18 protein-coding genes and 1 pseudogene are annotated in these 21,777 nt (G+C 49.3%); 5 read left to right on the top strand and 14 right to left on the bottom strand.

All coding sequences use genetic code 11. The features are described from left to right. The first annotated feature begins 282 nt into the window (after positions 1–282). The 3 genes from QZT18_RS03820 to QZT18_RS03830 are packed head-to-tail and all read left to right on the top strand — an operon-like array spanning position 283 to position 4,726. Positions 283–1,353, top strand: coding sequence for a mandelate racemase/muconate lactonizing enzyme family protein (locus QZT18_RS03820; protein ID WP_294144695.1), 1,071 nt, complete (start codon positions 283–285; stop codon positions 1,351–1,353). Positions 1,354–1,413: 60 nt separating this feature from the next. After that, the gene (locus QZT18_RS03825) at positions 1,414–2,580 is read left to right on the top strand and encodes a DUF819 domain-containing protein (RefSeq protein ID WP_294144697.1); all 1,167 of its coding nucleotides are present in this window, start codon (positions 1,414–1,416) and stop codon (positions 2,578–2,580) included. Between the two features lie 22 nt (positions 2,581–2,602). Continuing rightward, a complete protein-coding gene (locus tag QZT18_RS03830) occupies positions 2,603–4,726 on the top strand; it encodes a CocE/NonD family hydrolase (RefSeq protein ID WP_294144699.1) in 2,124 nt (707 codons plus the stop codon). A gap of 194 nt (positions 4,727–4,920) precedes the next feature. On the opposite strand, the gene QZT18_RS03835 is transcribed toward QZT18_RS03830, so the two are convergent. From QZT18_RS03835 to QZT18_RS03845, 3 genes and pseudogenes are all read right to left on the bottom strand, one after another. Beyond that, positions 4,921–5,835: a bacteriophage abortive infection AbiH family protein gene (locus QZT18_RS03835; RefSeq protein ID WP_294144701.1), complete on the bottom strand. Its 915-nt coding sequence runs from the start codon at positions 5,833–5,835 to the stop codon at positions 4,921–4,923. A 63-nt stretch (positions 5,836–5,898) separates the two neighbouring features. After that, positions 5,899–5,994 (bottom strand): annotated as a pseudogene (locus tag QZT18_RS03840) (zinc-ribbon domain containing protein); the annotation flags it as partial. A 1,169-nt stretch (positions 5,995–7,163) separates the two neighbouring features. Further along, complete coding sequence (locus QZT18_RS03845) at positions 7,164–8,591, bottom strand: D-alanyl-D-alanine carboxypeptidase family protein (RefSeq protein WP_294144702.1); 1,428 nt, start codon at positions 8,589–8,591, stop codon at positions 7,164–7,166. Between the two features lie 306 nt (positions 8,592–8,897). Here QZT18_RS03845 and QZT18_RS03850 point away from each other — a divergent pair, with 306 nt between their 5' ends. Next, positions 8,898–9,206, top strand: a complete 309-nt coding sequence (locus QZT18_RS03850; protein WP_294144708.1) for a helix-turn-helix domain-containing protein — start codon at positions 8,898–8,900, stop codon at positions 9,204–9,206. A 96-nt stretch (positions 9,207–9,302) separates the two neighbouring features. On the opposite strand, the gene QZT18_RS03855 is transcribed toward QZT18_RS03850, so the two are convergent. The 6 genes from QZT18_RS03855 to QZT18_RS03880 form a co-directional block, all read right to left on the bottom strand. Beyond that, positions 9,303–9,770, bottom strand: coding sequence for a YbaK/EbsC family protein (locus QZT18_RS03855; RefSeq protein ID WP_294144712.1), 468 nt, complete (start codon positions 9,768–9,770; stop codon positions 9,303–9,305). A gap of 65 nt (positions 9,771–9,835) precedes the next feature. Then, complete coding sequence (locus QZT18_RS03860) at positions 9,836–10,822, bottom strand: diaminopimelate dehydrogenase (protein WP_294144714.1); 987 nt, start codon at positions 10,820–10,822, stop codon at positions 9,836–9,838. 194 nt (positions 10,823–11,016) lie between these two features. After that, positions 11,017–11,256: a helix-turn-helix transcriptional regulator gene (locus QZT18_RS03865; RefSeq protein ID WP_294144716.1), complete on the bottom strand. Its 240-nt coding sequence runs from the start codon at positions 11,254–11,256 to the stop codon at positions 11,017–11,019. A gap of 199 nt (positions 11,257–11,455) precedes the next feature. Continuing rightward, positions 11,456–13,321, bottom strand: a complete 1,866-nt coding sequence (locus QZT18_RS03870) for an ABC transporter ATP-binding protein (RefSeq protein WP_294144718.1) — start codon at positions 13,319–13,321, stop codon at positions 11,456–11,458. After that, a complete protein-coding gene (locus QZT18_RS03875; RefSeq protein ID WP_294144720.1) occupies positions 13,318–15,126 on the bottom strand; it encodes an ABC transporter ATP-binding protein in 1,809 nt (602 codons plus the stop codon). The genes QZT18_RS03870 and QZT18_RS03875 overlap by 4 nt, the downstream gene beginning before the upstream one ends. Positions 15,127–15,215: 89 nt before the next feature. After that, the gene (locus tag QZT18_RS03880) at positions 15,216–15,695 is read right to left on the bottom strand and encodes a MarR family winged helix-turn-helix transcriptional regulator (RefSeq protein WP_227029400.1); all 480 of its coding nucleotides are present in this window, start codon (positions 15,693–15,695) and stop codon (positions 15,216–15,218) included. Positions 15,696–16,426: 731 nt separating this feature from the next. Between QZT18_RS03880 and QZT18_RS03885 the strand changes: the two genes are divergently transcribed. Next, positions 16,427–16,852, top strand: coding sequence for a hypothetical protein (locus QZT18_RS03885; protein ID WP_294144729.1), 426 nt, complete (start codon positions 16,427–16,429; stop codon positions 16,850–16,852). Positions 16,853–17,116: 264 nt separating this feature from the next. Here QZT18_RS03885 and QZT18_RS03890 read toward each other — a convergent pair whose 3' ends face one another. The 5 genes from QZT18_RS03890 to QZT18_RS03910 form a co-directional block, all read right to left on the bottom strand. After that, positions 17,117–17,965, bottom strand: a complete 849-nt coding sequence (locus QZT18_RS03890) for a MurR/RpiR family transcriptional regulator (RefSeq protein ID WP_294144731.1) — start codon at positions 17,963–17,965, stop codon at positions 17,117–17,119. A gap of 4 nt (positions 17,966–17,969) precedes the next feature. Further along, positions 17,970–18,347: a RidA family protein gene (locus QZT18_RS03895; protein ID WP_294144733.1), complete on the bottom strand. Its 378-nt coding sequence runs from the start codon at positions 18,345–18,347 to the stop codon at positions 17,970–17,972. Between the two features lie 28 nt (positions 18,348–18,375). Then, complete coding sequence (locus QZT18_RS03900; protein WP_294144735.1) at positions 18,376–19,338, bottom strand: threonine/serine dehydratase; 963 nt, start codon at positions 19,336–19,338, stop codon at positions 18,376–18,378. Positions 19,339–19,842: 504 nt separating this feature from the next. Beyond that, entirely contained in the window at positions 19,843–20,793 is a 951-nt protein-coding gene (locus tag QZT18_RS03905) for an ABC transporter ATP-binding protein (protein WP_294144939.1), read from the bottom strand. Further along, positions 20,793–21,776, bottom strand: coding sequence for an ABC transporter ATP-binding protein (locus QZT18_RS03910; protein ID WP_294144737.1), 984 nt, complete (start codon positions 21,774–21,776; stop codon positions 20,793–20,795). The genes QZT18_RS03905 and QZT18_RS03910 overlap by 1 nt, the downstream gene beginning before the upstream one ends. Between the last annotated feature and the right edge of the window lies 1 nt (position 21,777).

Consider the following 21,777-nt stretch of genomic DNA (forward strand, 5'->3'; position numbering starts at 1 on the left):
ACAAGCGGGAGCGAGTCCCCGTAGGAATTTTTTCTCCTGGATTCCCCCTCACCACTACCAACCGCCGGGACTGAAGACTCATATACACCCTCCCACCACCCCGTCCGCCGTCTTACAGAGGCGTCCTCGCATCTCAACTAAATCCTCACTTAAAGCAGTACCACCACCGCACAACCTACTTTTCATACATAAACAGTTGACCAAAATTTTAACCTATAGTAAAATTAGCAGAAGTTATTATCGATATAATTATGATATAATCATAATCACAGGAGGATACAAATGAAAATCACGGGTATGAAAATTGAAAAAGTCCAGATTCCGTTAAAAGAGCCTTTCAAGGTGGCCTTTACCGTCGTTAACTATCTGGAAAGCGTATTGATTCAGGTGACAACGGATGAGGGTTATGTCGGATATGGAGAGGCCGCCCCGTTTGCACCGGTAACCGGAGAAACGGTGGACGGCGTAATTGCGGTTCTGGAAATTTTCAAACAGGGGCTGATTGGGATGAATCCGATGGACATCGAAGCGGTACATGCCATGATGGACGGCGTGATTGTAGGAAACGGAGCCGCAAAATGCGCCGTGGATCTTGCAATGTATGATCTGATGGGTAAATCTATGGGACAGCCTGTCTACAAACTGCTCGGCGGCTTCAGTAATACGGTGCAGAATGACATCACCATTGGAATCGGCGCTCCGGAAGCAATGGCAGCCGAAGCAAAACGTCTTGTAACGGAAGAAGGATACCACATTTTAAAAATCAAGGCAGGCATCGACTATAAGGAAGATATCCGCGCTATGAAACTGATACGTGAAGCGGTCGGCCCGGACATCCGCCTCCGCGCAGACGCAAACCAGGGATACACGGTTTCAGACGCGGTCTGCGCTCTGGAGGGTTTCCGTGAATTCGGTATCGAAGCCGTGGAACAGTGCCTGCCGCACTGGGATATGGAGGGTTCCGCCTTTATCCGCAGCAAGGTTAACGGAATCCAGATTATGCTGGACGAATCCATCCATGGCCCGGTGGACGCCGCCAGAGCCTGTCGGATCGGAGCAGCCGATATCCTGAATATTAAACTGATGAAATGCGGCGGCCTTTATCCGGCTGCAAAAATCAATGCCATCGCCGAAGCGAACGGCGTCACCTGTATGGTAGGCTGTATGCTGGAGACAAAGCTTGCAATCACCGCTGGTTTGAGCCTTGTAGCGGCCAAAAAGAATGTGACGGAGGCAGACTGCGACAGCTTCCTCTATTACAGGGAAAATCCGGTGGAAGGCGGATTTATCCAGAAAAATGACACCTTTGTGCTGCTTGATGAACCGGGATTCGGCGTAAACTTCAATATGTAGCCGCATTACCCTGTCATTACATAATGAGAAACCATAGTAAACAACGAAAGAGGTACAATTATGCAATTCCCTATTTTTCAGACAACAGACGAATTACTGACGGTTGTTTTGGTGATGGTGGCATTTTCCCTGTGGGTCCAGCGCTTTAAGGTATTTAAATACATCGGTCCGGCCCTCACGGTAATTGTCATCGGACTTGTGCTCGTCAATCTGCACATTGTTCCCGGGTATCAGGACGTGTATGGCGTTATCATCACCTACTGTGTCCCGATGTCCATCTCCATCTATCTGCTAAACATTAACTTAAAGGAACTGGCAAAGCTGTCCGGAAAGGCCGTGGTCGGCCTCGTATCGGCTGTTTTCAGCGTCTGCCTGGTAGCCACCGTGTTCGGTGTGATTTTCAGCGGAAAGATGTTTGAGGGCTGGAAAATCGCCGGAATGTTTGTCGGAACTTATACGGGAGGCAGCTCCAACCTGACCGCAATCGCGGTCGGCCTGGATGCGGCCAACGAAACCATCGCCGCCGCCAATGCCGCAGACTATGTGGTGGGCATGCCGACGCTGTTTCTGATGTTCGCCGCCCCGGCCCTGTTCCAGAATATCAAATTCCTGAGGAAAATCTGGCCGTACCGCCTGTCCGACGAAGACCGCTTCGGCGACGGGGAGGAGCCGGTCCTGATGGCCGAACAGAAATGGAGCATTCAGGATATCGCATGTCTTCTGGCAATCTCAATCACCATCGTGACAATTGCCACCAGGCTGGCGGCCTTTCTGCCGTCCGACTTTGCAAGCGCAGGACGGATACTCCTCATTTCCACACTCTCCATTGCGGCTGCTCAGATTCCGGCTGTTGGAAGGCTTAAGGGAAATTTGAATCTGGGACTGTTCTTCGGAATGATGTATCTGGCCATCATTGGATTCAGCGTGGATCTGGCTTCCTTCTTCGGCTCCACCATGACGATCACGCTTTTCTGCTTCTGTGTCATCGTTGGAAGTATCACGCTCCATCTGCTCCTGTCCAGACTGTTCAGGGTACCGTATGAATATGTAATTCTCGGCATCACCGGGGCGATTGCAGACGGAACCACCGCCTCCCTGGTCGCATCCAGCGCCAAGTGGAACCGGCTGGTCAGCGTGGGCCTGCTCATGGGTGTCATCGGCGGCGTCTGCGGAAACTATGTGGGTATTTTAGTTGCCTATCTGATTAAATTTATCATAGGGGCATAAGGCATAAAAAAGGAGTCAGCATATGGAACAATGGAATTTTTACCTGTCCGGAATCCTGTACGGAGTCTGTGAGCGCAGGGATAATCAGATCTTTCATCAGCCCCTTGACGTGTACGCCGGCCGTCTGGAAGAATGGCAGGAACTTACGAAGGAAGACATCTGGTATTTGGAACTTGGAAAAATGAATGTCCGTGAAGCCCTTCTGCGTCTGCCGGACTATGAAGCAGGTATCGCAGAAACCGCCGGGCGAACGGATCCAGAAGACTCAGAGACTGACGGCACTTCCTGTTGCAGGCGTCAATTTCAAACCGCGCACGGGGAAACTTTCGAAAAAAAAGACAGCCATACTTTTATCCAGCGTAATATAAAATTCCCTAAGGATCTGGTTACGGAGGATGAAAAAGTAATCGCATTTATCACCCCCTTCCGCGATCAGTGCGCGGTGCTGGTAAAAGAAGGATTTGAGGACAGAACCATTTTAAAGGACTGGAAAGAAATGGACGTAAGTCCCCTTTTCCCTGTGGAACCTCCGGTGACGGAAATGGTTCCGATGCGGGATCGGATACGCCTTGCGACCGACGTTTACCTTCCAAAGGGCGCCGGGAAAGTACCTGCCGTGTTGGTACGCACCCCCTATGGAAAGGGTGTCGGAACCGCAGCCTATTTCCGCTTCATACAGCGCGGCTATGCCGTGGTGATACAGGACGTGCGGGGGCGCGAAGACAGCGAAGGGGAATGGCTCCCCATGTACTATGAAGTTGAGGACGGCGACGATACCCTGACCTGGATTGCGGCACAGCCGTGGAGCGACGGAAATGTCGGCATGACGGGTGGTTCCTATCTGGGATACGTCCAGTGGGCGGCCGCCGCCAGCGAAAATCCCCATTTAAAGGCAATGCTCAGCAGCGTCTGCGCCGGAAGCCCGTTTATCGACGTTCCCCGGCGGGGCGGCTGTTTCAACTCCGGCATGCTGGCATGGGCATTCCTGGTTTCCGGACAGCACGCCAATCCAGAGCTGATGGCGCGTGACGACTGGGAGGAAGTTCTGGACATCAGGCCGCTCGAGGATCTGGCGCCGAAAGCGCTCGGATATGATATCCCCTTCCTGAAAAAATGGTTTGAGCATATGGATTACGACGATCTCTGGAAACGCGGAAACTGGAAGGAGCGGACCGGAAATCACCGCGTCCCCGCCCTGATTATGTCCGGCTGGTTCGACGACAACGGCATGGGCACAACGGAGGCCCTGGAGCTTTATCATGACTATGAAGAAAAGAAGGTCATCCTGGGCCCATGGATGCACGGCGGCAATGCCGACTATGACATTCACGGATTTGCACTCGGTAACAATGCCCTCCGTTATGATATGGATCTGGTCTGCCTGGCATGGCTGGAACATTACTTAAAAGGCGTGGACAACGGCATTGAGAAGACGCCCCGGGTCGAGTATTATACCATGGGCAGCAATGAGTGGAAGACGGCCGATAACTGGCCCGTTCCGGGAACGCGGGAACTGAGCCTCTATCTGGACGGAACGCGCCCAAACGCGGCTACGGCCAATGAGGGGCTCCTCTCTTCTTCCGCCCCGGTGCATCCCTCCTATGATTCCTACCTCTATGATCCAAAAAATCCGGCTGTCCATCTCGTGGACATGTCGGAAAATGAGCTGGAAGTGCCGGAAGATTATACGGAAGAGGAAAAACGGCCCGATTTTCTGTGCTACTCCACCGGTATGCTTACATCGGATTTAACGATTACCGGAGATGCAACGGCAGAACTGTTTATCTCCTCCGACTGTGAAGATACGGATTTGATGGTCCGAATCACGGACGTGGATGAAAACGGCCGCTCCATAAAGCTGGCCGACGGTGTCATAAGCGTCCGCTACCGCAACCAGTTTGAGCATCCCGAGTTCATGGAGCCCGGTCAGGTCTATCAGGTAAAGATCCGCACTACGAAGCTGTCCCACACCTTTCAAACAGGCCATCGGCTTCGCGTGACCGTCACCTCCAGTGCAAAGAATTTCATCTTCCCGAACCGGAATACACGGAACGGTTTTAACAGCGTGACGGTTCGGACCGCCGATAACCGGATTCACCGGGGAGGCGCTTATGCATCACGGGTGATTCTGCATAAGGAAGGGTAGACGGTAATCTGCGGGGAGCGTGCACGGGGTTCCGCTGCTAATAATAACGATAATAATAATGAAGACGTCAAAGATATCGTCTGTAAAGACAAGGTGATATCGGCAGAACGTAAAAATCCCCATCAGGAAACATGAACTGATGGGGATTTTTACATTTCGCATTTGAACTCCGATTTTTTATCTTCTGTTTTCCGTTACTTCCTGAACAGCACGATTTGTTCTTTCCCAATTCCTATCACATTTACAAATGCCCGGATCCTTTTTAAATCAGAGGAATTATGCCAGCCCAGATTCCATACCGCCCTGCCTGTTTTCTGCTTAATTTCTTTAAAGTATGGATAATCCACATATGACAGGGAATGTCCGATTACCACAATGACTTTTATATCACTCAGCGCTTCAAAACGTTCCCTGTTATTTTCAATTATCATATCTGAACGCTTCGTCGTAATATCATAATACTCCGCCACATGCCGTCCGGCCGTCATATGCATATCATAGGAAGTTTGGTTATGAAACCGCGGTTTCCACTCCTTTTTATGATACTCCAGCGCCTCTTCCGCCCCCGGCGCATGGCCGAGAATTAATTCCTGTTTTTTCTTTCTCCTGTCGCCGTGGATATACAAAACATTTTCCGACGGAACACCGTAAATCGACTCAAGAAATACTGTATAATTAAAGTTAATATAATATCCGTTATTATTGATGACCGATACCAACGGCTTTGCCGTACCAGCGGGCCTGAGACGTTCAATCCACTTGCGAAACCGTTTTGGAAGTTCCGCCTCAATAACCTGCAAAGGATAAACGGCCCATTCCGCCGCAGAAAAGAAATCGGCCGCCGAGAAATCATCGTCGTCCTCTTCAGGAACCCCCATAATATCCATCATATCCGGAACCGTTCCCATCATTCCTTCATCGTCCATATGAGCCAGACTATCTTCAAGGTCGGACCACAAATCCTCTTTCAGGTTCCAATCCTCCAATTGTTTTCTAAGCTCAGAATGTTTTCCGAGATAATCCCGGAACTCAGTATATCTTGACGGGACACCATGCATTAAGTCGAAGCCGTTTCCTATAATGTAAAGCGTACGCATTGAATGATCCAAAGGCAGCTCTGCCAAAGCTCTATCTTCCGCTTCTTTTTTTAGTCTGTCAAATCTTTCTTTTTTTATTTTGCGGCAACCCTTACAACGTTTAGGGGGAAATAAATGATGTTTATCGTAATATGCTTTTTCCCCTGCAGTAAAGAAAGGTCTGCCACACTGAAAACATGTTAGGAGTAATTATTCCGGCATAAATAGCTTCTTCCTTTCCCGTTCACTCCGGCGTATGAATGTGCTTATTGGATAGAACTTTTTATGGGATCTTACTTTTTGCTTCTTTACTTTTAATTTGTACAGTCCTCGCGGACTGTGACGTGATATCCATCCAATCCTCTTGTGTGTCCATTGAATTTCAATCCACACAGTCCTCGCGGACTGTGACCGCAATTATGCATGATATTCTCCGCCAATCATAGCACATTCTCACACATAATGCACAATCATCATCTCATATTATACTATATCTTCACTTGAAATCAAATATTATATGCCTTATTCTGGTGCGAATCTCCTGGGTATTTTAAGTTTGCTAGGGATTCGCACCAGAATTCTTACACCACATTTTCATTATAATTAATTCAAACTGCCTATTCCATATCCTAAAGCAGTCTTTACTCCAATCACATACTGTTTAAGTATGCACTTAACAATAATTTCTATTTCTTTCTGCCAACGTTTCCACACAACTTCATTGTTCAGCCATATATTTTCATCTAGATAGCGCATCTCAAAGCTATCTGTACTATCTAAAGAGCATAAAGAATATCTCCTTACACCCTGCATTTCTGAATTCCCTATTCTACAATACCCTTTAAAATTAACTTATCCAGGGTTGTGTTAAGTTTATAACACCCTTTCTGCCATTTTATATATTAATCGGGAACATTCTTCGATAGTCTGACGTTCTCCCCATTTATATACATCGCAAGCCGGTATCCCCTAACCACATTGTTTTCCCGACCCGTTTATCCTGCATAGAAAATATATTTATACATTTAAAACTCTATTGGGCTATTACTTTTTTGCTCTCTCTGTAAAATAAAATCACTTATCATAAAAAAAGTCCTGTTCTTCTGTCTCCGCATTTAAGACCAACTCCATAGTTTCATCTATATCTTTACATTCTGCATATAATTTCCTTGCAGCTTCAGCCTTCGGCATAAACTCTTCCGCCCTTTTTCTTTATATCAAACAGAGGCGATGCTAAAAGCCAGCTTTACCAACCTTTCAGACCCTAACTGTGTCATTTATCATACCGAAATTATATCAAAAGAAAAGGCGTAAAGAAATTTTTCTTTACACCCTTCCATATTCACCATATTTTAACGAGATTACTTGATCCAAACTCCATTCTCATCCACCTTAAACCCATCCGGTGTCGTCCCTCCCGTAAACAGGGAGCCGTTATCATCTACATAATACCACATTCCATTGGTCTCCACCCATCTGGTCTTCGCCAGGCCGCCGCTGTTTCTGAAGAAATACCAAACGCCGTCGATCTGGTTCCAGCCTCTGACCATCTGGCTGTCGTTGTTGAAGTGGTAGATTTCATTATTGATCATCATGGACTCATTCTTTGCATACGTTCCGTCGGACTTTATAAACTTCCATACATCGCCGTTCTGATCCCACTTATTGACGTCCTGGGAGGAAACTCCCGGGCCTGCCGAGGGTGAGGAGGACGGTCCGCCTCCCGGGCCTGTCTGCTGGCCGCCGGCCGGGCTGCCCGTCTGGTTCTGCTCCTGCGTCAGATAGGCAAAACCGTAATCGAGAAGCGCCTTGGTATCTGTATAATGCGTCTGCTTGCTCTTCAGCACAACGGCAATCAGCCGTCTGCCGTCCCGCTCCGCACAGGTGACGAGCGTATTGCCCGCAAGGGATGTATATCCCGTCTTTCCGCCCACGATGCCCTGATAGTACTCCGCATTGGCGGAACTTATCATCTTGTGGCCTATCGTCAGCTTTCTGACGGTCGGAACACTGGCCGTAGCAGGGAAATCGTAGCTTATCGTGGAAGCAATCTGCGAGAGTGTCGGGTTCGCGAATGCCGCTTTAGCAATCAGGGCCATGTCTCTGGCCGTTGTATAATGTTCCGTATTATTGAGGCCGTTCGGATTGACAAAATGTGTATTCGTGCATCCGAGGGAAGCCGCTTTCTGGTTCATCAGATCGGCAAAGCCGCTGACGCTGCCGGATACGTGTTCGGCCAGGCCGTTTGCCACCTCGTTGGCTGATTTAAGGAGCAGGGCGTATAGACAGTCTTTCACGGAAAACTTGTCCCCTGCCTTGATTTTCAAAGTTACCGCTCCCGATTCCAGGTTTGATACCGCGCTCTGGGAAAAGGTTACCGTGTCGTTTAAATTGCTGTTTTCCAGCACCAGCAACGCCGTCATCAGCTTTGTAATGCTGGCCGGATAAAATCTTGTATCCGCATTCTGTTCGAACAGGAAACGGTTGTTGCTAACATCGTACAGTACGGCTCCCTGGGAAGCCACCACCGGTTTCTCGGCCGCTCCGTTTGTCTGTCCCTGCGATGTACCCGCACCGGATGCCTGGTTCCCCTGGGAGGTCGTAACGGTGCCGGAAAGCGCCGGAAGACGCGAAGGGCTGGATGAACCGGTCTGGCTCTGCACCGTCTGCTGGCCCGCTCCCGGTCCGGCGGCAGGTGTGGAAACGTCTGCTGATACGGTAGAAACTATGGCCATCGACATGGCCAGTCCAAGACAAAGGGCTGCTTTTATGTTTTTCCATCTGTTCATCGGTAATACTCCTGTATATTTCTGTATTTTTATTGCCTGCCTGAAAATATGATATCTCATATTCCACATTTCGTACTTTACCATTGTACAGCATTTCAGTCTTTATTACAATCCGATCCGAAAGTTATAATTATTACAATTTTATTACAGACTATTGGTATATGATCAGAAAAAAAAGGATATCGTTTAAAACACTACATTTCTCACAAATCGCAGATTTTAATCGGACAGATCGGCGTATATATCATGCCAGACCGGACACAATCCAGTCATATATACTTTAAAATCATATACAGGGGTGATAAAATGTACGAAGAATTATTTTATAAAAGATTAATTGAATTACGCTTGAATAAAGGTGTCTCAGCCCGCGATATGAGCCTCTCAATCGGTCAGAGCGCGGGATATATTAACTCGCTTGAAAATAAAAAAGGCATGCCGTCTCTGACCGTCCTTTTTTATATCTGTGAATATCTGGGCGTCACTCCCTCGGAGTTCTTTGATGAGGGAAACGGTTATCCCGCCGAACTGAAAGATATTATGGAAGATTTGCGCCACCTCAACCGGTCTTACCTGCAGAATATAGGGGTGATTATAAAGGGACTGCGCAAGTGAACAGGCTTAAGGATGGAGTCCGGGCAGGCGGACTCATCTATTCCTTTTCTATCTGCTCCTCAGAGCCTGATCACTCTACGCCCGGACTCCCGGCGCCTATCCCAGCTTACACACATCAACCCACATCTCATACCCGGAACACCGCTCCAGCTCCTCCATCGTCAGCTCTATCGCGCTGTTGCTGCTTCCGCATGCCGGAAATACCGTCTCAAAGCGTTTCATCGATTCGTCCAGGTAGACCTTCACCCCTTCATTAATGCCGAAGGGACATACGCCGCCTATTCCGTGTCCGATCTTCTCCGTCACTTCGTCCGGTGAAAGCATCTTGGCCTTAACCGAAAACTGTTCTTTATATTTGTGATTATCGATCTTGGCGTCGCCCGCCGTAACGATGAGGATCGCCTCTTCTCCGATCTTAAAGGACAGAGTCTTTGCAATCCTGGCCGGCTCGCAGCCGACCGCCAGGGCCGCCAGCTCCACCGTGGCGCTGGACGTCTCAAACTCCAGGACTTTGTCCTCCATTCCCCATTTTCTCATATGTTCTCTTGCCCGTTCAATTGACATTTCTTTTCCCTCTCTGTTCAAAATGCCGAATCCGGCAGCGGTTCCTGCGGATTCGGCAATCTATATTATAAGTATTTCTTTCTCAGCTCCGCTGCGCTCTCTGCAACGAGATAGCCCGGCGCAATGTCGAATACGGTCCTGCATCCGCTCTGCCCTTCCGCATTCATCTTATAGGCCGCCCTGGCATAGGCGACAATGATTGAGGATGTGAATTCGGGATTGGAATCCAGTTTCAGGCTATACTCGATCACATGGCCATTCTCTTTATTCCAGCCTGTCTTTCCTCCCCTTAATACGAAACCTCCGTGAGGGAGACGGCTGTGGTCTCTCTTCATCTCTTCTTCCGTTATAAAATGAACGGTCGTATCATAGTCGGAGAAGTAGTTCGGCATTGTCTTGATTTCATTCTCGATTTTTGCCTTATCTGCCCCGTCCTCCACTACGACGAAGCACTCTCTCGTGTGTTTCTGTCTCGTGGTCAGTTCCGGGTTTGTCCCGCTTCTGACTTCCTTAAGCGCGCTCTCCACCGGAATCGTATACTGCCTGGCATCCTTCACGCCCTCAAGCCTTCTGATGGCATCTGAATGGCCCTGGCTTACGCCCTTACCCCAGAATGTGTAATTCTCCCCATCCGGAAGGGCCGCCATCGCGTATAAACGGGTAATAGAGAACATGCCCGGATCCCAGCCGGCCGAGATAACGGCAATCCTGCCGCCCTTCTTTGCCGTCTTGTCCACATCGTCAAAATGCTCCGGAATCTTTGCATGTGTGTCAAAGCTGTCCACCACATTGAACCACTGTGAATAATGAGGCGTCTGCTCCGGAAGATCGGTAGCGCTGCCTCCGCAGAGAATCATGACATCGATCTGATCCTTCATCTTCTCCGCCTCTTCCACCATAAGCACCGGAACACCCTCAGTGAGGATCTTCACCGTCTCGGGGGCACGTCTTGTAAATACGGCCTTTAATTCCATGTCGGGATTCTGCCTGATTGCGCATTCAACTCCCCTTCCCAGATTTCCATAGCCTAAAATACCGATTCTGATACTCATATTCTCTTTCCTCCATCTGTGTTTTTGGGCATAAAAAGGGAGTGATTCCTCACTCCCTCGTCAGTTGTTCCCTATTATACAATAAATTAATAAAATTTTCCAGATCTATTCTTTATATTCTTTCTACAACTGTTTTTCCTTTTGCTGCCCGCTCCTGCCGGCCTGTTTAACCGTTCTCTTTAAGAGACATCTGTTCAATCCTCCTGATCCAGGTTGTTGAACAAATCACAGGCATAGAATTCCCGAATCGACATGTTGAATCCTTCGGCAATCTTTTGGATATTGACTATGCCCGGATTTTTACTGCGTCCATTGAGAATACATTTCAGCGTTGAGAGCGGCATCCCGGCCTTATACGACAGGGCATACAAAGTGAGCCGGTCCCTTTTGAGAAGCTCCCTGATCCTTTTCACAGTCGCCTCACATATCTGCATCTTATGACCTCCAATCTTTCGTATGAATCTAGTTTATACGAAAAATCGCAAAGAGCCGGGCGATATATCATCCTGAATGTAAGGTTGTGGAAATTTTTTCCAGCTTACAACTTTTCCGCTGTCTAAGATAGCTCTCCGGTATCCCAATTATTACCGGTTTGCGGAAAAATGCCTTCTGGACAGTTACCGTAAAAGTACATTATTCCAGCTCGCTTAGTCCGGTGTACAATTGATAGTAGCGGCCTTTCTGGCGGATTAGATCTTCATGATCACCTCTTTCTATTATCTTACCGTGCTCCAGCACCATAATGGCGTTGGCGTTGCGGACCGTGGAAAGGCGGTGCGCGATTACAAGCGTTGTCCTGTCTTTCATCAGCCGGTCCATGCCGTGCTCGATATGCTTTTCTGTCCTGGTGTCTACCGAACTTGTCGCTTCATCTAAAATCAGTATCGGCGCCTTTGAAACCGAGGCCCTGGCAATGTTCAGAAGCTGCCTCTGGCCCTGGCTTAAGTTGGCTCCGTCCCCTTCCAGCATGGTGTCGTATCCTTTCGGCAGACGCATGATAAATGAATGGGCGGAGGCCGTCTTTGCAGCATCAATTACTTCCTCGTCAGTCGCGTCCAGGCGGCCGTAACGGATGTTCTCCATGACTGTGCCCGTGAACAGATGGGTATCCTGAAGAACCATTGCGATATTCTGCCTCAGTTCGTTGCGTTTCATGTGACGGACGTCAACTCCGTCCACCGTAATGCTTCCCGACTGGATGTCATAAAAACGGTTAATCAGGTTGGTGATCGTCGTCTTACCGGCTCCCGTGGAACCGACAAACGCGATTTTCTGCCCCGGTTTTGCATAGAGGCTGATATCATCCAGAATCACCTTATCCGGATTGTATCCGAAGGTTACGCGGTCTAGCACCACCTCGCCTCTTACCGGCTGAAGGGACACCGCATCCGCATCGTCCGCCTGCTCCGGCTCCGTATCCATCACGGCAAATACACGCTCCGCACCGGCCAGCGCGGAAAATACGTTACTGATCTGCATTGAAATTTCGTTGATCGGCCTTGAAAACTGCCTTGAGAAGTTCAGGAAAACCGTGAGGCCGCCCACATCAAAGTTTTTAAATACGCAGAGCAGCCCTCCGATACAGGCCGTCAGCGCGTAATTGACCTGGCTTAAGTTTCCCATTACCGGTCCCATAATTCCGCCGAAGAACTGGGCCCTTATCTGTTTATCCCTTAAATCGCCGTTCAGATAGCCGAATTCCTCCTTCGCTACCTCCTCATGGCAGAATACCTTCACTACCTTCTGTCCCTGGATCGTCTCCTCAATATAGCCGTTGAGGGCGCCGAGGGCCGACTGCTGGGCCGAGAAATACTTCTGGCTTCTGGATGCCACAAAGCCTCCCGCCTTCATCATCAGCGGAATCATCACCACCGTGATCACAGTCAGGTAAATATTCGTGTAAATCATCAGTATCAGCGTCCCTATAATGCTGAGCGCTCCCGAAAACAACTGTACGAGCGTGCTGCTCAGCATATTGCCGATGGTGTCCACGTCGTTTGTAAAACGGCTCATCAAATCGCCGTTGTTATTGGTGTCATAAAATCTCAGCGGAAGTTTCTGCATCTTTGCAAACAGCTCTTCCCTGATACGCTGCAGCGCGTTCTGGGCAATGGTCAGCATAATGCGGGACTGCGTATAGTTGGCCGCCACGCTGAGCAGATAGATGGCCGCCATCACGATCAGCGCCCGGAACAGGCCTGCGCTGTCCCCTCTGCTGCCGTCCAGAGGCACGATATAGGTATTGATAATCGGACGCAGCATATACGCTCCCGCCAGATTGGTCAGGGTGCTCACAATAACGCAGGCAAATGCAACAATCATCCACATCCTGTCTTTTTCCAGATAAGATAAAAGCCGTTTTACCGTCTCCTTACTGTTCTGCGGTTTTCCGCCGCCTTTTGCCGCCATACGGCCGGGTCCGTGCTTCTTCTTCGGAGCGTCCGCCACCCTGTTTCCGTAGCGCCGTTTCAGGCTCTCAACTCTTCTCTGATCCATCATGCCTGCACCTCCTGTCTGCCGTTTCCGTCCGTCACTTCCTGCGCCGGCTCTTCTGCGTTTACGCCGTTCTCTTTTTCACTGCCGTTCTTTTTGCCGTACTGGGTTTCATAAATCTCCCTGTAGGCCTCACAGGAGGCGAGAAGTTCGCCGTGCCTTCCCATACCGATGATTTTTCCGTCATCCAGTACAATAATCTTGTCGGCATCCTCCACGGAGCTGATTCTCTGTGCAATGATGAATTTCGTCGTATCTTTGAGCGTTGTCCTGAAGGCCTTTCGTATCCCGGCTTCCGTGGCGGTATCCACGGCGCTGGTGCTGTCGTCCAGGATCAGGATTTTCGGTTTCTTCAAAAGCGCCCTGGCAATACAGAGCCTCTGCTTCTGTCCGCCCGACACATTGACTCCGCCCTGGCCCATTTCCGTATCGTAGCCCTGGACGAATGAGGTTACAAAACCGTCCGCCTGGGCGCTCTCCGCAGCCAGCCTGACCGTCTCCATATCGGCCTCCTCATTGCCCCATTTTAAGTTCTCTTCGATTGTGCCGGAAAACAGCACGTTTTTCTGGAGCACCATGCCCACGCCGTCTCTCAGATGTTTAAGCGAGTAGTCCCTCACGTCGATTCCATCGATCAGCACCTGCCCCGCCGTGGCCTCGTAAAGCCTTGGTATGAGCTGTACCAGGGACGTCTTCCCGCTTCCGGTGGAGCCGATAATTCCCACCGTCTCGCCGCCGTTCACCTGGAAATCAATATGCTCCAGGACGTAATCGCGGTCATTGTCATAGGAAAAACAGACATCCTTAAACTCCACACGCCCTTCCGTGACGAGCGCATCCTTTCTGCCCGCATCCTCATCGGTCAGATCAATTTCCGTATCCATGACCTCATTGATACGTTTTACCGAAGCCATGGCCCTGGAACTCTGTAAAAATACCATGGACAGCATCATTAAGGACATCAGGATCTGCACAATGTAGGTGGTAAATGCGGTCAGATCACCGACTGCCATCCCGCCTGCAATAATGATATTGCCTCCGTACCAGACAACGGCGATTGTCGTCACATTCATTGCCAGCATCATGACAGGCATTGTTGCAATGACGATACGCATCGCTTTTAAACTGCTCTCCTTTAAGTCCGCATTCATCTCTTTAAAGCGGCCGCTTTCATAATCCTCCCTGACGAAGGATTTCACTACCCTGACATTGGTCAGGACTTCCTGGATGCCGCTGTTGAGACGGTCCAGTTTCTTCTGCATCACCTCAAACCGCGGGAACGCCAGCCTCAGTATCGTTGCAATCGCCGCCGTCAGAAGCGGGATGACAATCAGGATGATCACCGCCAGACGCGCATTCATCAGAAATGCCATGATAAGCGCCCCGATCAGCATTCCGGGAGCGCGCAGCATCAGGCGCAGTCCCATCATCATAACGTTCTGGACCTGCTGGATATCATTGGTCAGCCTGGTGACCAGGGAACCCGTGCTGAATTCGTCTATATTTTTAAATGAAAACTGCTGGACTCTGGAAAATACATCCTTCCTCAAATCACTGGTAAAACTGATCGATGCCTTAGCTGAAAAATAGGCGCCCAGGATTCCTCCCGCCGCCATCAGCACCGTAGTCAGAATCATCACAAATCCGATTCTGATAATATAGCCCGCATCACGTTCCGCCACACCGTTATTGATAATCATCGACATCAGTTTCGGAAGCATAATCTCTCCGAACACCTCCGTCAGCATCATAAGCGGCCCTATGATAAAGGCGCTCAGATACGGGGTGACATATTTCTTATATCTCTTCATATTATTTTGCCCTCCAACTAATCCTGTGTTACCGTCCGCTCCGTAACCGGCGGCATGCTTAAGGAGCAATGCAGTGAACGGTAACCATCCTATTCTGTCTTTGTATCACTTTCCTGGAAAAGATATTCCAGATTGAGGCGTACTTTATCCAGGAACCCCTCAAACTGATCCAGTTCTTCGTCGGTAAATCCGGCAAAAAGGGCGTTCTCCACCTTTTTAAATATTTTCTCACTGCCTTCCACAACCGCCTGGCCCTTGGGTGTAATGCAGATCTGGTTAAAACGATTGTCGTCTTTATCCGCGACGCGGCTGATATATCCGCCTTTTTCCATCTTTTTTAAGGAGACGGCTATGGTCGCGGTAGAAACATGCTGCCTGTTTGCAATTTCCTTCTGTGATGCGTTAGGGCATCTGGAAATGAACATCAGGATCTGATGCTGGCTCCGGTATACTCCCGATTTATTCAGTTCCCGCTCAAGATACATCCTGTGCAGTTTATTTGCCATAAAATATTTTTCTACCAGTTCATGATTACGGGTTTCCATATTGTCATGAAAGTCACAGTTCATTTTTTAACCTCCTTGTTAGCCTTCTAATAATTAACTATATGATAATTAGTTAGTTAACTTATGTCAAGTGAATTTTTTGTGAAGAGAGGGGAGGCGCTTGTCGCTGCCACTACATTTCTATAAGAATGCCTGAAAACTACATCCTGTTCACTATGAGACTATGTAAACTTATAACCTTATAATCTTAGAGTGTTTATTCTGATACTCTTTTATGTATCCCAGGATATCGTCAGAATGTAAAATAGTTACGACTATATCGTGGACGCGACAATACCGCCTCCACACTTGACGAAAGAGACAATCAGCCCCTGAAGCCGGCGGACGGGGCAATCACCTTCCCTGAGTCTTCAGTCCCGCCAACCACCTGCCCGGGGAAGGAAGGAGAAAACTTTCCGAAGGGGACCTTGGAATCCGCCGGTGCTTGCTGACACATTGAGCACTTAGCGAGGTCCTATCGAGCTTAGTGCAAAAGCGTGCGGTGGCAGGTTTCTCACGAAGCTAGCATCCGCTGCGCAGTCCACAAGCGGGAGCGAGTCCCCGTAGGAATTTTTTCTCCTGGATTCCCCCTCATCACAACCTATAAACCGGGACTGAAGACTCATATCCACTCTCCCACTCCCCCGTCCGCCGTCTTCCAGAGGCGTCCTCCCATCTCAATTAAATTTTTCCTGAAACTTTTTCCCCTCCCCGCCCGTCTAATCTCTGAAAAACATAAGAGGAGGAAATTATCTATGAAAAAAAGTAAATTAATTATCGTATCTCTGCTGGCCGTTGCCGTTATGGCAACCGCAACCGCATGTGGGGGTAAAAAAAACGAAATTTCTAAGCCGCCGGTAACCACGTCGGCCGAAACAGCAGCCGCATCTACGGCTAATGAAGAAACGGAAACGGTTGAGAAAAATGAAGCTGATGATACAACAGCCTCATCCGATTCCAAAGAAAGCGGACAGATGACAGGCACGCTGGATGAAAATAAAGGGTTTATGTTCCTGATTATTTCCGATGAAAACAAAGAATCCTATGCATTCAGCGTCGATGATGAAAATGCCCTGGCCGGTTTCAAGGAGGGTGATAAAATCACTGTCTCCTATGAAGGCGGAGACCCGGCCGACCATGATAGCGACTGTGTAGTTACAAACATTGAAAAGGCGAAATAATATCCGGAACATTCTGTGGCCGGGATTATGTCATCAATAACAGGCCGGCCATATTATACAGAAAACCGGAATCCCCCTATAAACCCAAAATCCCTCTGTAAACCCGGAATCCCTCTGTAAACACAGAGTCCCTCTGTAAACACAGAATCCCTCTGTAAACACAGAGTCTCTCTGTAAACACAGAATCCCTCTATGATCCAAAAAGGACTGCTCCCGTATGCAGTCCTTTCTTGGATTATGATTATTTTATTCTCTACGGCTTTATCAGTACAATCCCGTCTTTGTCATATATTCATCCAGTTTTTCCAGCCGTTTTCTGCCTTCTTCCCCACTCATCTTTCCCGTCAGCGTCACGATGATTTCCATCGAAAGCGCCAGTGAGGATATGGAGTTGGCAAAGCTGAACGAATCCACCTGGTTTACAACCGTAACTTCGGCGTTCTCCGCCACCGGGGACGTCACGCTGTCCGTAAATACAATCACCGGACAGCCCGCTCTGTGCGCCATCTCCGCTACCGTCAGGGCATGGCCCGAATAGCGCGGGAGGCTGAACAGGATCAGGACATCTTTCTCCCCCATATCCATTGCCTCATCTTCAAATCCGTCTCTCCGGTTGACGTTTCTGACATCTTTCAGAATATGGGACAGAACCGTTGTAAAGTAGTCGGCTAGCCCGGCCGTATTTCTGAATCCGGCAATATATTTTTTCTCCGCTTTTAAAAGCATCCCGGCGATTTTTAAGTACTTTTCATTCCCGTTCTCCACCTGATCGCAGGCGGCCCGGCTGGCGTGCTGCCTCCTGACCGCATCGGGAATTTCCTCCGGCGTGAGACGGTCGGCGTTCTTAATCTTCTCATATGGAAGCCTGGAACGGCTGATGGCCTGTTTTACCGTCAGGGCGTCCTCCTGAAGGAAACGGCGGAAACTCCTGAAATTCTCAAACCCCAGCGTTTTAGCCAGACGGATTACCGAGGTGTCCCCCACTCCCGATGCGGCGGCCAGCTCCATGGATGTCATGACGGCCGCCTCATTCCTATGGGTCAGGAGATAATCAAAAACAAGCTGTTCTTTTTTAGACAGTTTTACCGTCCCGGCAATTTCTTCGAGCCGCACCGCTCTACTCCGCTTTCACTTCTGCGGCAGCCTCCAGCTCCAGGAGGCAGCCTTTATTCAGTCTTCCAACCGGAAGCACAATTCTGGCCGGTTTATGCGCTCCGAAAAATTCACTGTAAACCTTATTTACGTCACCCCAGTAATCCATGGAACTAACATAAATCCGGCACATTACCACGTCTTCTTTTGTACATCCGGCCGCGTTCAGCACGCTCTCCATCTTTCCGAGCGCCATCCTTGTCTCTGCCTCAATACCGCCTTCCGCCGGCAGTCCCGTCGCCGGATCGGCGGATGTCTGCCCCGATATGTAAAGCGTTCCGTTGCTGATCATTCCCGGTGTGTAGTGTCCCGATGGGCTGTTTTCATTAAATACCTGTTTCATTTTAATTTTACCTCCTTCTTATAAGTACTTAGCAGATTGATTCAAGCTTCATTATCTGATCGAGACCGACATTGCCGCCGGAAACGACAAAGCAGACCTTGTCCGACTCTTTTACATCCCATTTTTTAAGTTCTCCCTGGAGCGCCGCGCCAATCCCAATACAGGAGGACGGCTCGGCCAGAATTTTTCCTTCCATGAGGAGAAGCTTCATTGCCTTTAACATGAACTCGTCTTTTACTCCCACAAAACCCTCTACATTGGCGGTGACAATCGGATAATTCCTCTCGCCCGGTTTCTGGGTCAGCAGCGCATCGGCAACCGATTTCTGCTCTTCCAGGTTTACCCGCTCTCCCACTTCCACGCTTTTCGCATATCTGCGGAGGACGGCAGGCTCCGCGCCGATTACTTTAGTTCCCGGAATCTTAGACTTAACCGCGGTGCTCACGCCTCCAATCAGGCCTCCGCCTCCGATTGGTACCACCACATAATCGGCATCGGGAAGCTGCTCGGCAATCTCAAGTCCCAGGGTTCCCTGGCCTGCAATTATCTGGTAATCATCATAGGGATGGATGATCGTATAACCGTACTTTTCGCTGAGCTGTCCGGCGATGACATGGCGTTCGCTCAGTTTACACTGGACCACCTCGGCTCCCAGATTCCTGATTCCGTCAACCTTCACCTGCGGTGCATTGTCCGGTATGACGATGGTTGCCTTCACTCCAAGAAGTTTTGCCGCAAATGCCACCCCTTTACCGTGGTTTCCCGAGGATGCGGCTACCACTCCGTTTTTAAGCTCCTCCTTTGGCAGCGTCAGCATCTTATTCAGGGCGCCCCTGATTTTAAATGAGTTCGTGCGCTGCATGCACTCCGGCTTGATATACACCTGACATCCCAGTGTTTCATCCAGATTCTGCAGATGAATCACCGGCGTCTGGTAAATATAGGGAGCAAGACGCTCCCTTGCCGCCTGGATTTCTTCGATTCCAAACATGGTAATTGACTCCTTTCATTGCTGTTCGATTGACATAGTATCTGCTTGATTGACATAGTATCTGCTTGATTGACGTAGTATCTGCTTGATTGACGTAGTATCTGCTTGATTGATATAGTATCGTTATTCGAAAATACATAATAAATATTTAAAATTATTTCATATCAATATAAATGATAATATTTATTTTATCATTTTTACCAGTCTCTGTCAAGAAGCCGGTACCGTATTTTACACTGCGAATCACACTATTACACTGCACTTGTGCTTCACTCACAAATCGCCGCCCGGGACAGCATACCTCCTCTTCGCCGGGTATACCTTCTTATATCTCCTTTGAACAGTGACAGGAAACCGGCCGCCTTCTTCCCTGGAAAACAACGAAAAACAAACTTCGCGAACTTTTCATTGCCACTCAACAAAAAACCGCTGTCCGGTCACTTTCTTATACCGGTACAGCGGTCGTTCTGTAAACGAATATTTTATATTTCCAAGACACATTTGCTATACAAGCGGCCTGTGGCAGAGCACATAATGCCCCGGAACCGGTTCCTGCATCTTCGGCGTCTCGCAAAAGCATCTTTCATCCGCATACTCGCACCTGGGCGCAAACCGGCACCCGGGACGCGGATCAATGGGCGAGGAAATCTCCCCCTTCAGCAGCACACGCTCGTTCTTCGCATCCACATCGGGGATGGGAACCGCCGCCAAAAGCGCCTTTGTATACGGGTGCATCTGCCGCTCGAAAAGTTCATCCGTGTCGGCATATTCCACCATATTTCCCAGATACATCACCAGAATGTGGTTTGAAATATGTTTCACCACCGACAAATCGTGGGTGATAAACAGGTATGTCAGTTTCCGTTCCTCCTGCAAATCCTGCATCAGGTTCAGAATCTGTGCCTGAATCGAAACATCCAGCGAGGAAACGGGTTCATCACAGACAATGAATTCCGGGTTGAGGGCCAGCGCCCTGGCAATTCCGATTCTCTGGCGGCGCCCTCCATCCAGCTCATGAGGATAGGAATCCGCAAGCCGTCTGGAAAGTCCGACGATGTCCATCAGCTCCTCCACCTTCCTGTCCGCCTCCTCTTTTGTCGGAAACATCTTATAGATGGTCAGCGGTTCGGAGATAATCCGGCTGACCGTCATCCTGGGATTGAGGGATGAAAAGGGATCCTGAAATACAATCTGCATATTCCGGCGCAGATCCTTAAACTGTTTCTTTGTGATGTTGGTGATGTCATTTCCATTGAAGAAAATCTGTCCGCCGGTATTGTCCAGCAGATGGAGGATGGTTCTTCCAAGCGTAGATTTACCGCATCCGCTCTCCCCAACGACTCCCAAAGTCTGTCCCCGTTCCAGGCGGAAGCTGATTCCGTCCACTGCGTGCAGCATCCCCTTCGGTGTTTTAAAATACTTTTTTAGTTCTCTTACTTCCAGAAGCACATCCATCAAAAACCGGCCTCCTTTCCCTCCAGGCACAGCCTGCATTTTACAAAATGGCCCGGCTCTACTTCACATATTCCGGGATCGGACTGCTCACACGCCTCCGTCTTCATATCACAGCGGTCTGCAAAGCTGCATCCGGCCGGAAGATTCGACGGGTCCGGCATCAGGCCCTTGATTGGTTTCAGCCGCTTCACCTTGTCTTTCAGATTGGGAAGCGAGTTAAAAAGGCCCCTGGTATAGGGATGTTTTGTATTTCTATAGATCTGCCGGAGAGTCCCGCACTCGACGATTTCCCCCGCATACATAATCGCCACTCTGTCGCACACTTCCGCTACAACGCCCAGGTCATGGGTGATCAGAATCATGGACGTGTCAAACTGCTGTTTTAACCTGGTCATCAGTTCCAGCACCTGCGCCTGAATTGTCACATCCAGAGCCGTCGTCGGCTCATCGGCCACTAAAAGCTCCGGGTTGCAGGCCAGTGCGATGGCAATCACCACCCTCTGTTTCATGCCGCCCGAAAACTGATGCGGATATTCTGCAAAACGGTCGGACCTGATTCCCACCAGTTCCAGCATGTCCATTGCCTTCTTCTGGGCCTGCTCCGGTGAAATCTTTTCATGCAGGCGGATCACCTCGGTAATCTGGTCTCCGACCGTAAGCACCGGATTCAGCGCCGTCATCGGATCCTGGAAAATCATTGAGATCTTATGGCCTCTGATTTTCCTCATTTCCCTGGATGACTTCTTCAGAAGATTCTCCCCCTCAAACTCAATTTCCCCGCTTACAATTCTTCCGGGAGGATCCGGAATCAGTCCCATGATTCCCAGGGCCGTCGTCGTCTTTCCGGCTCCGGTTTCACCCACCAGTCCCAGCGTCTCACCCTTTTGCAGGCTGAATGATACCCGATTGACCGCCTTTACGACGTTCTCATCCGTTTCATAATATATGGTCAAATCACTGACCTTTAATAATTCTTCCGCCATG

The organism is uncultured Clostridium sp., assembly GCF_900547735.1.
GTDB lineage: Bacteria > Bacillota > Clostridia > Lachnospirales > Lachnospiraceae > Otoolea.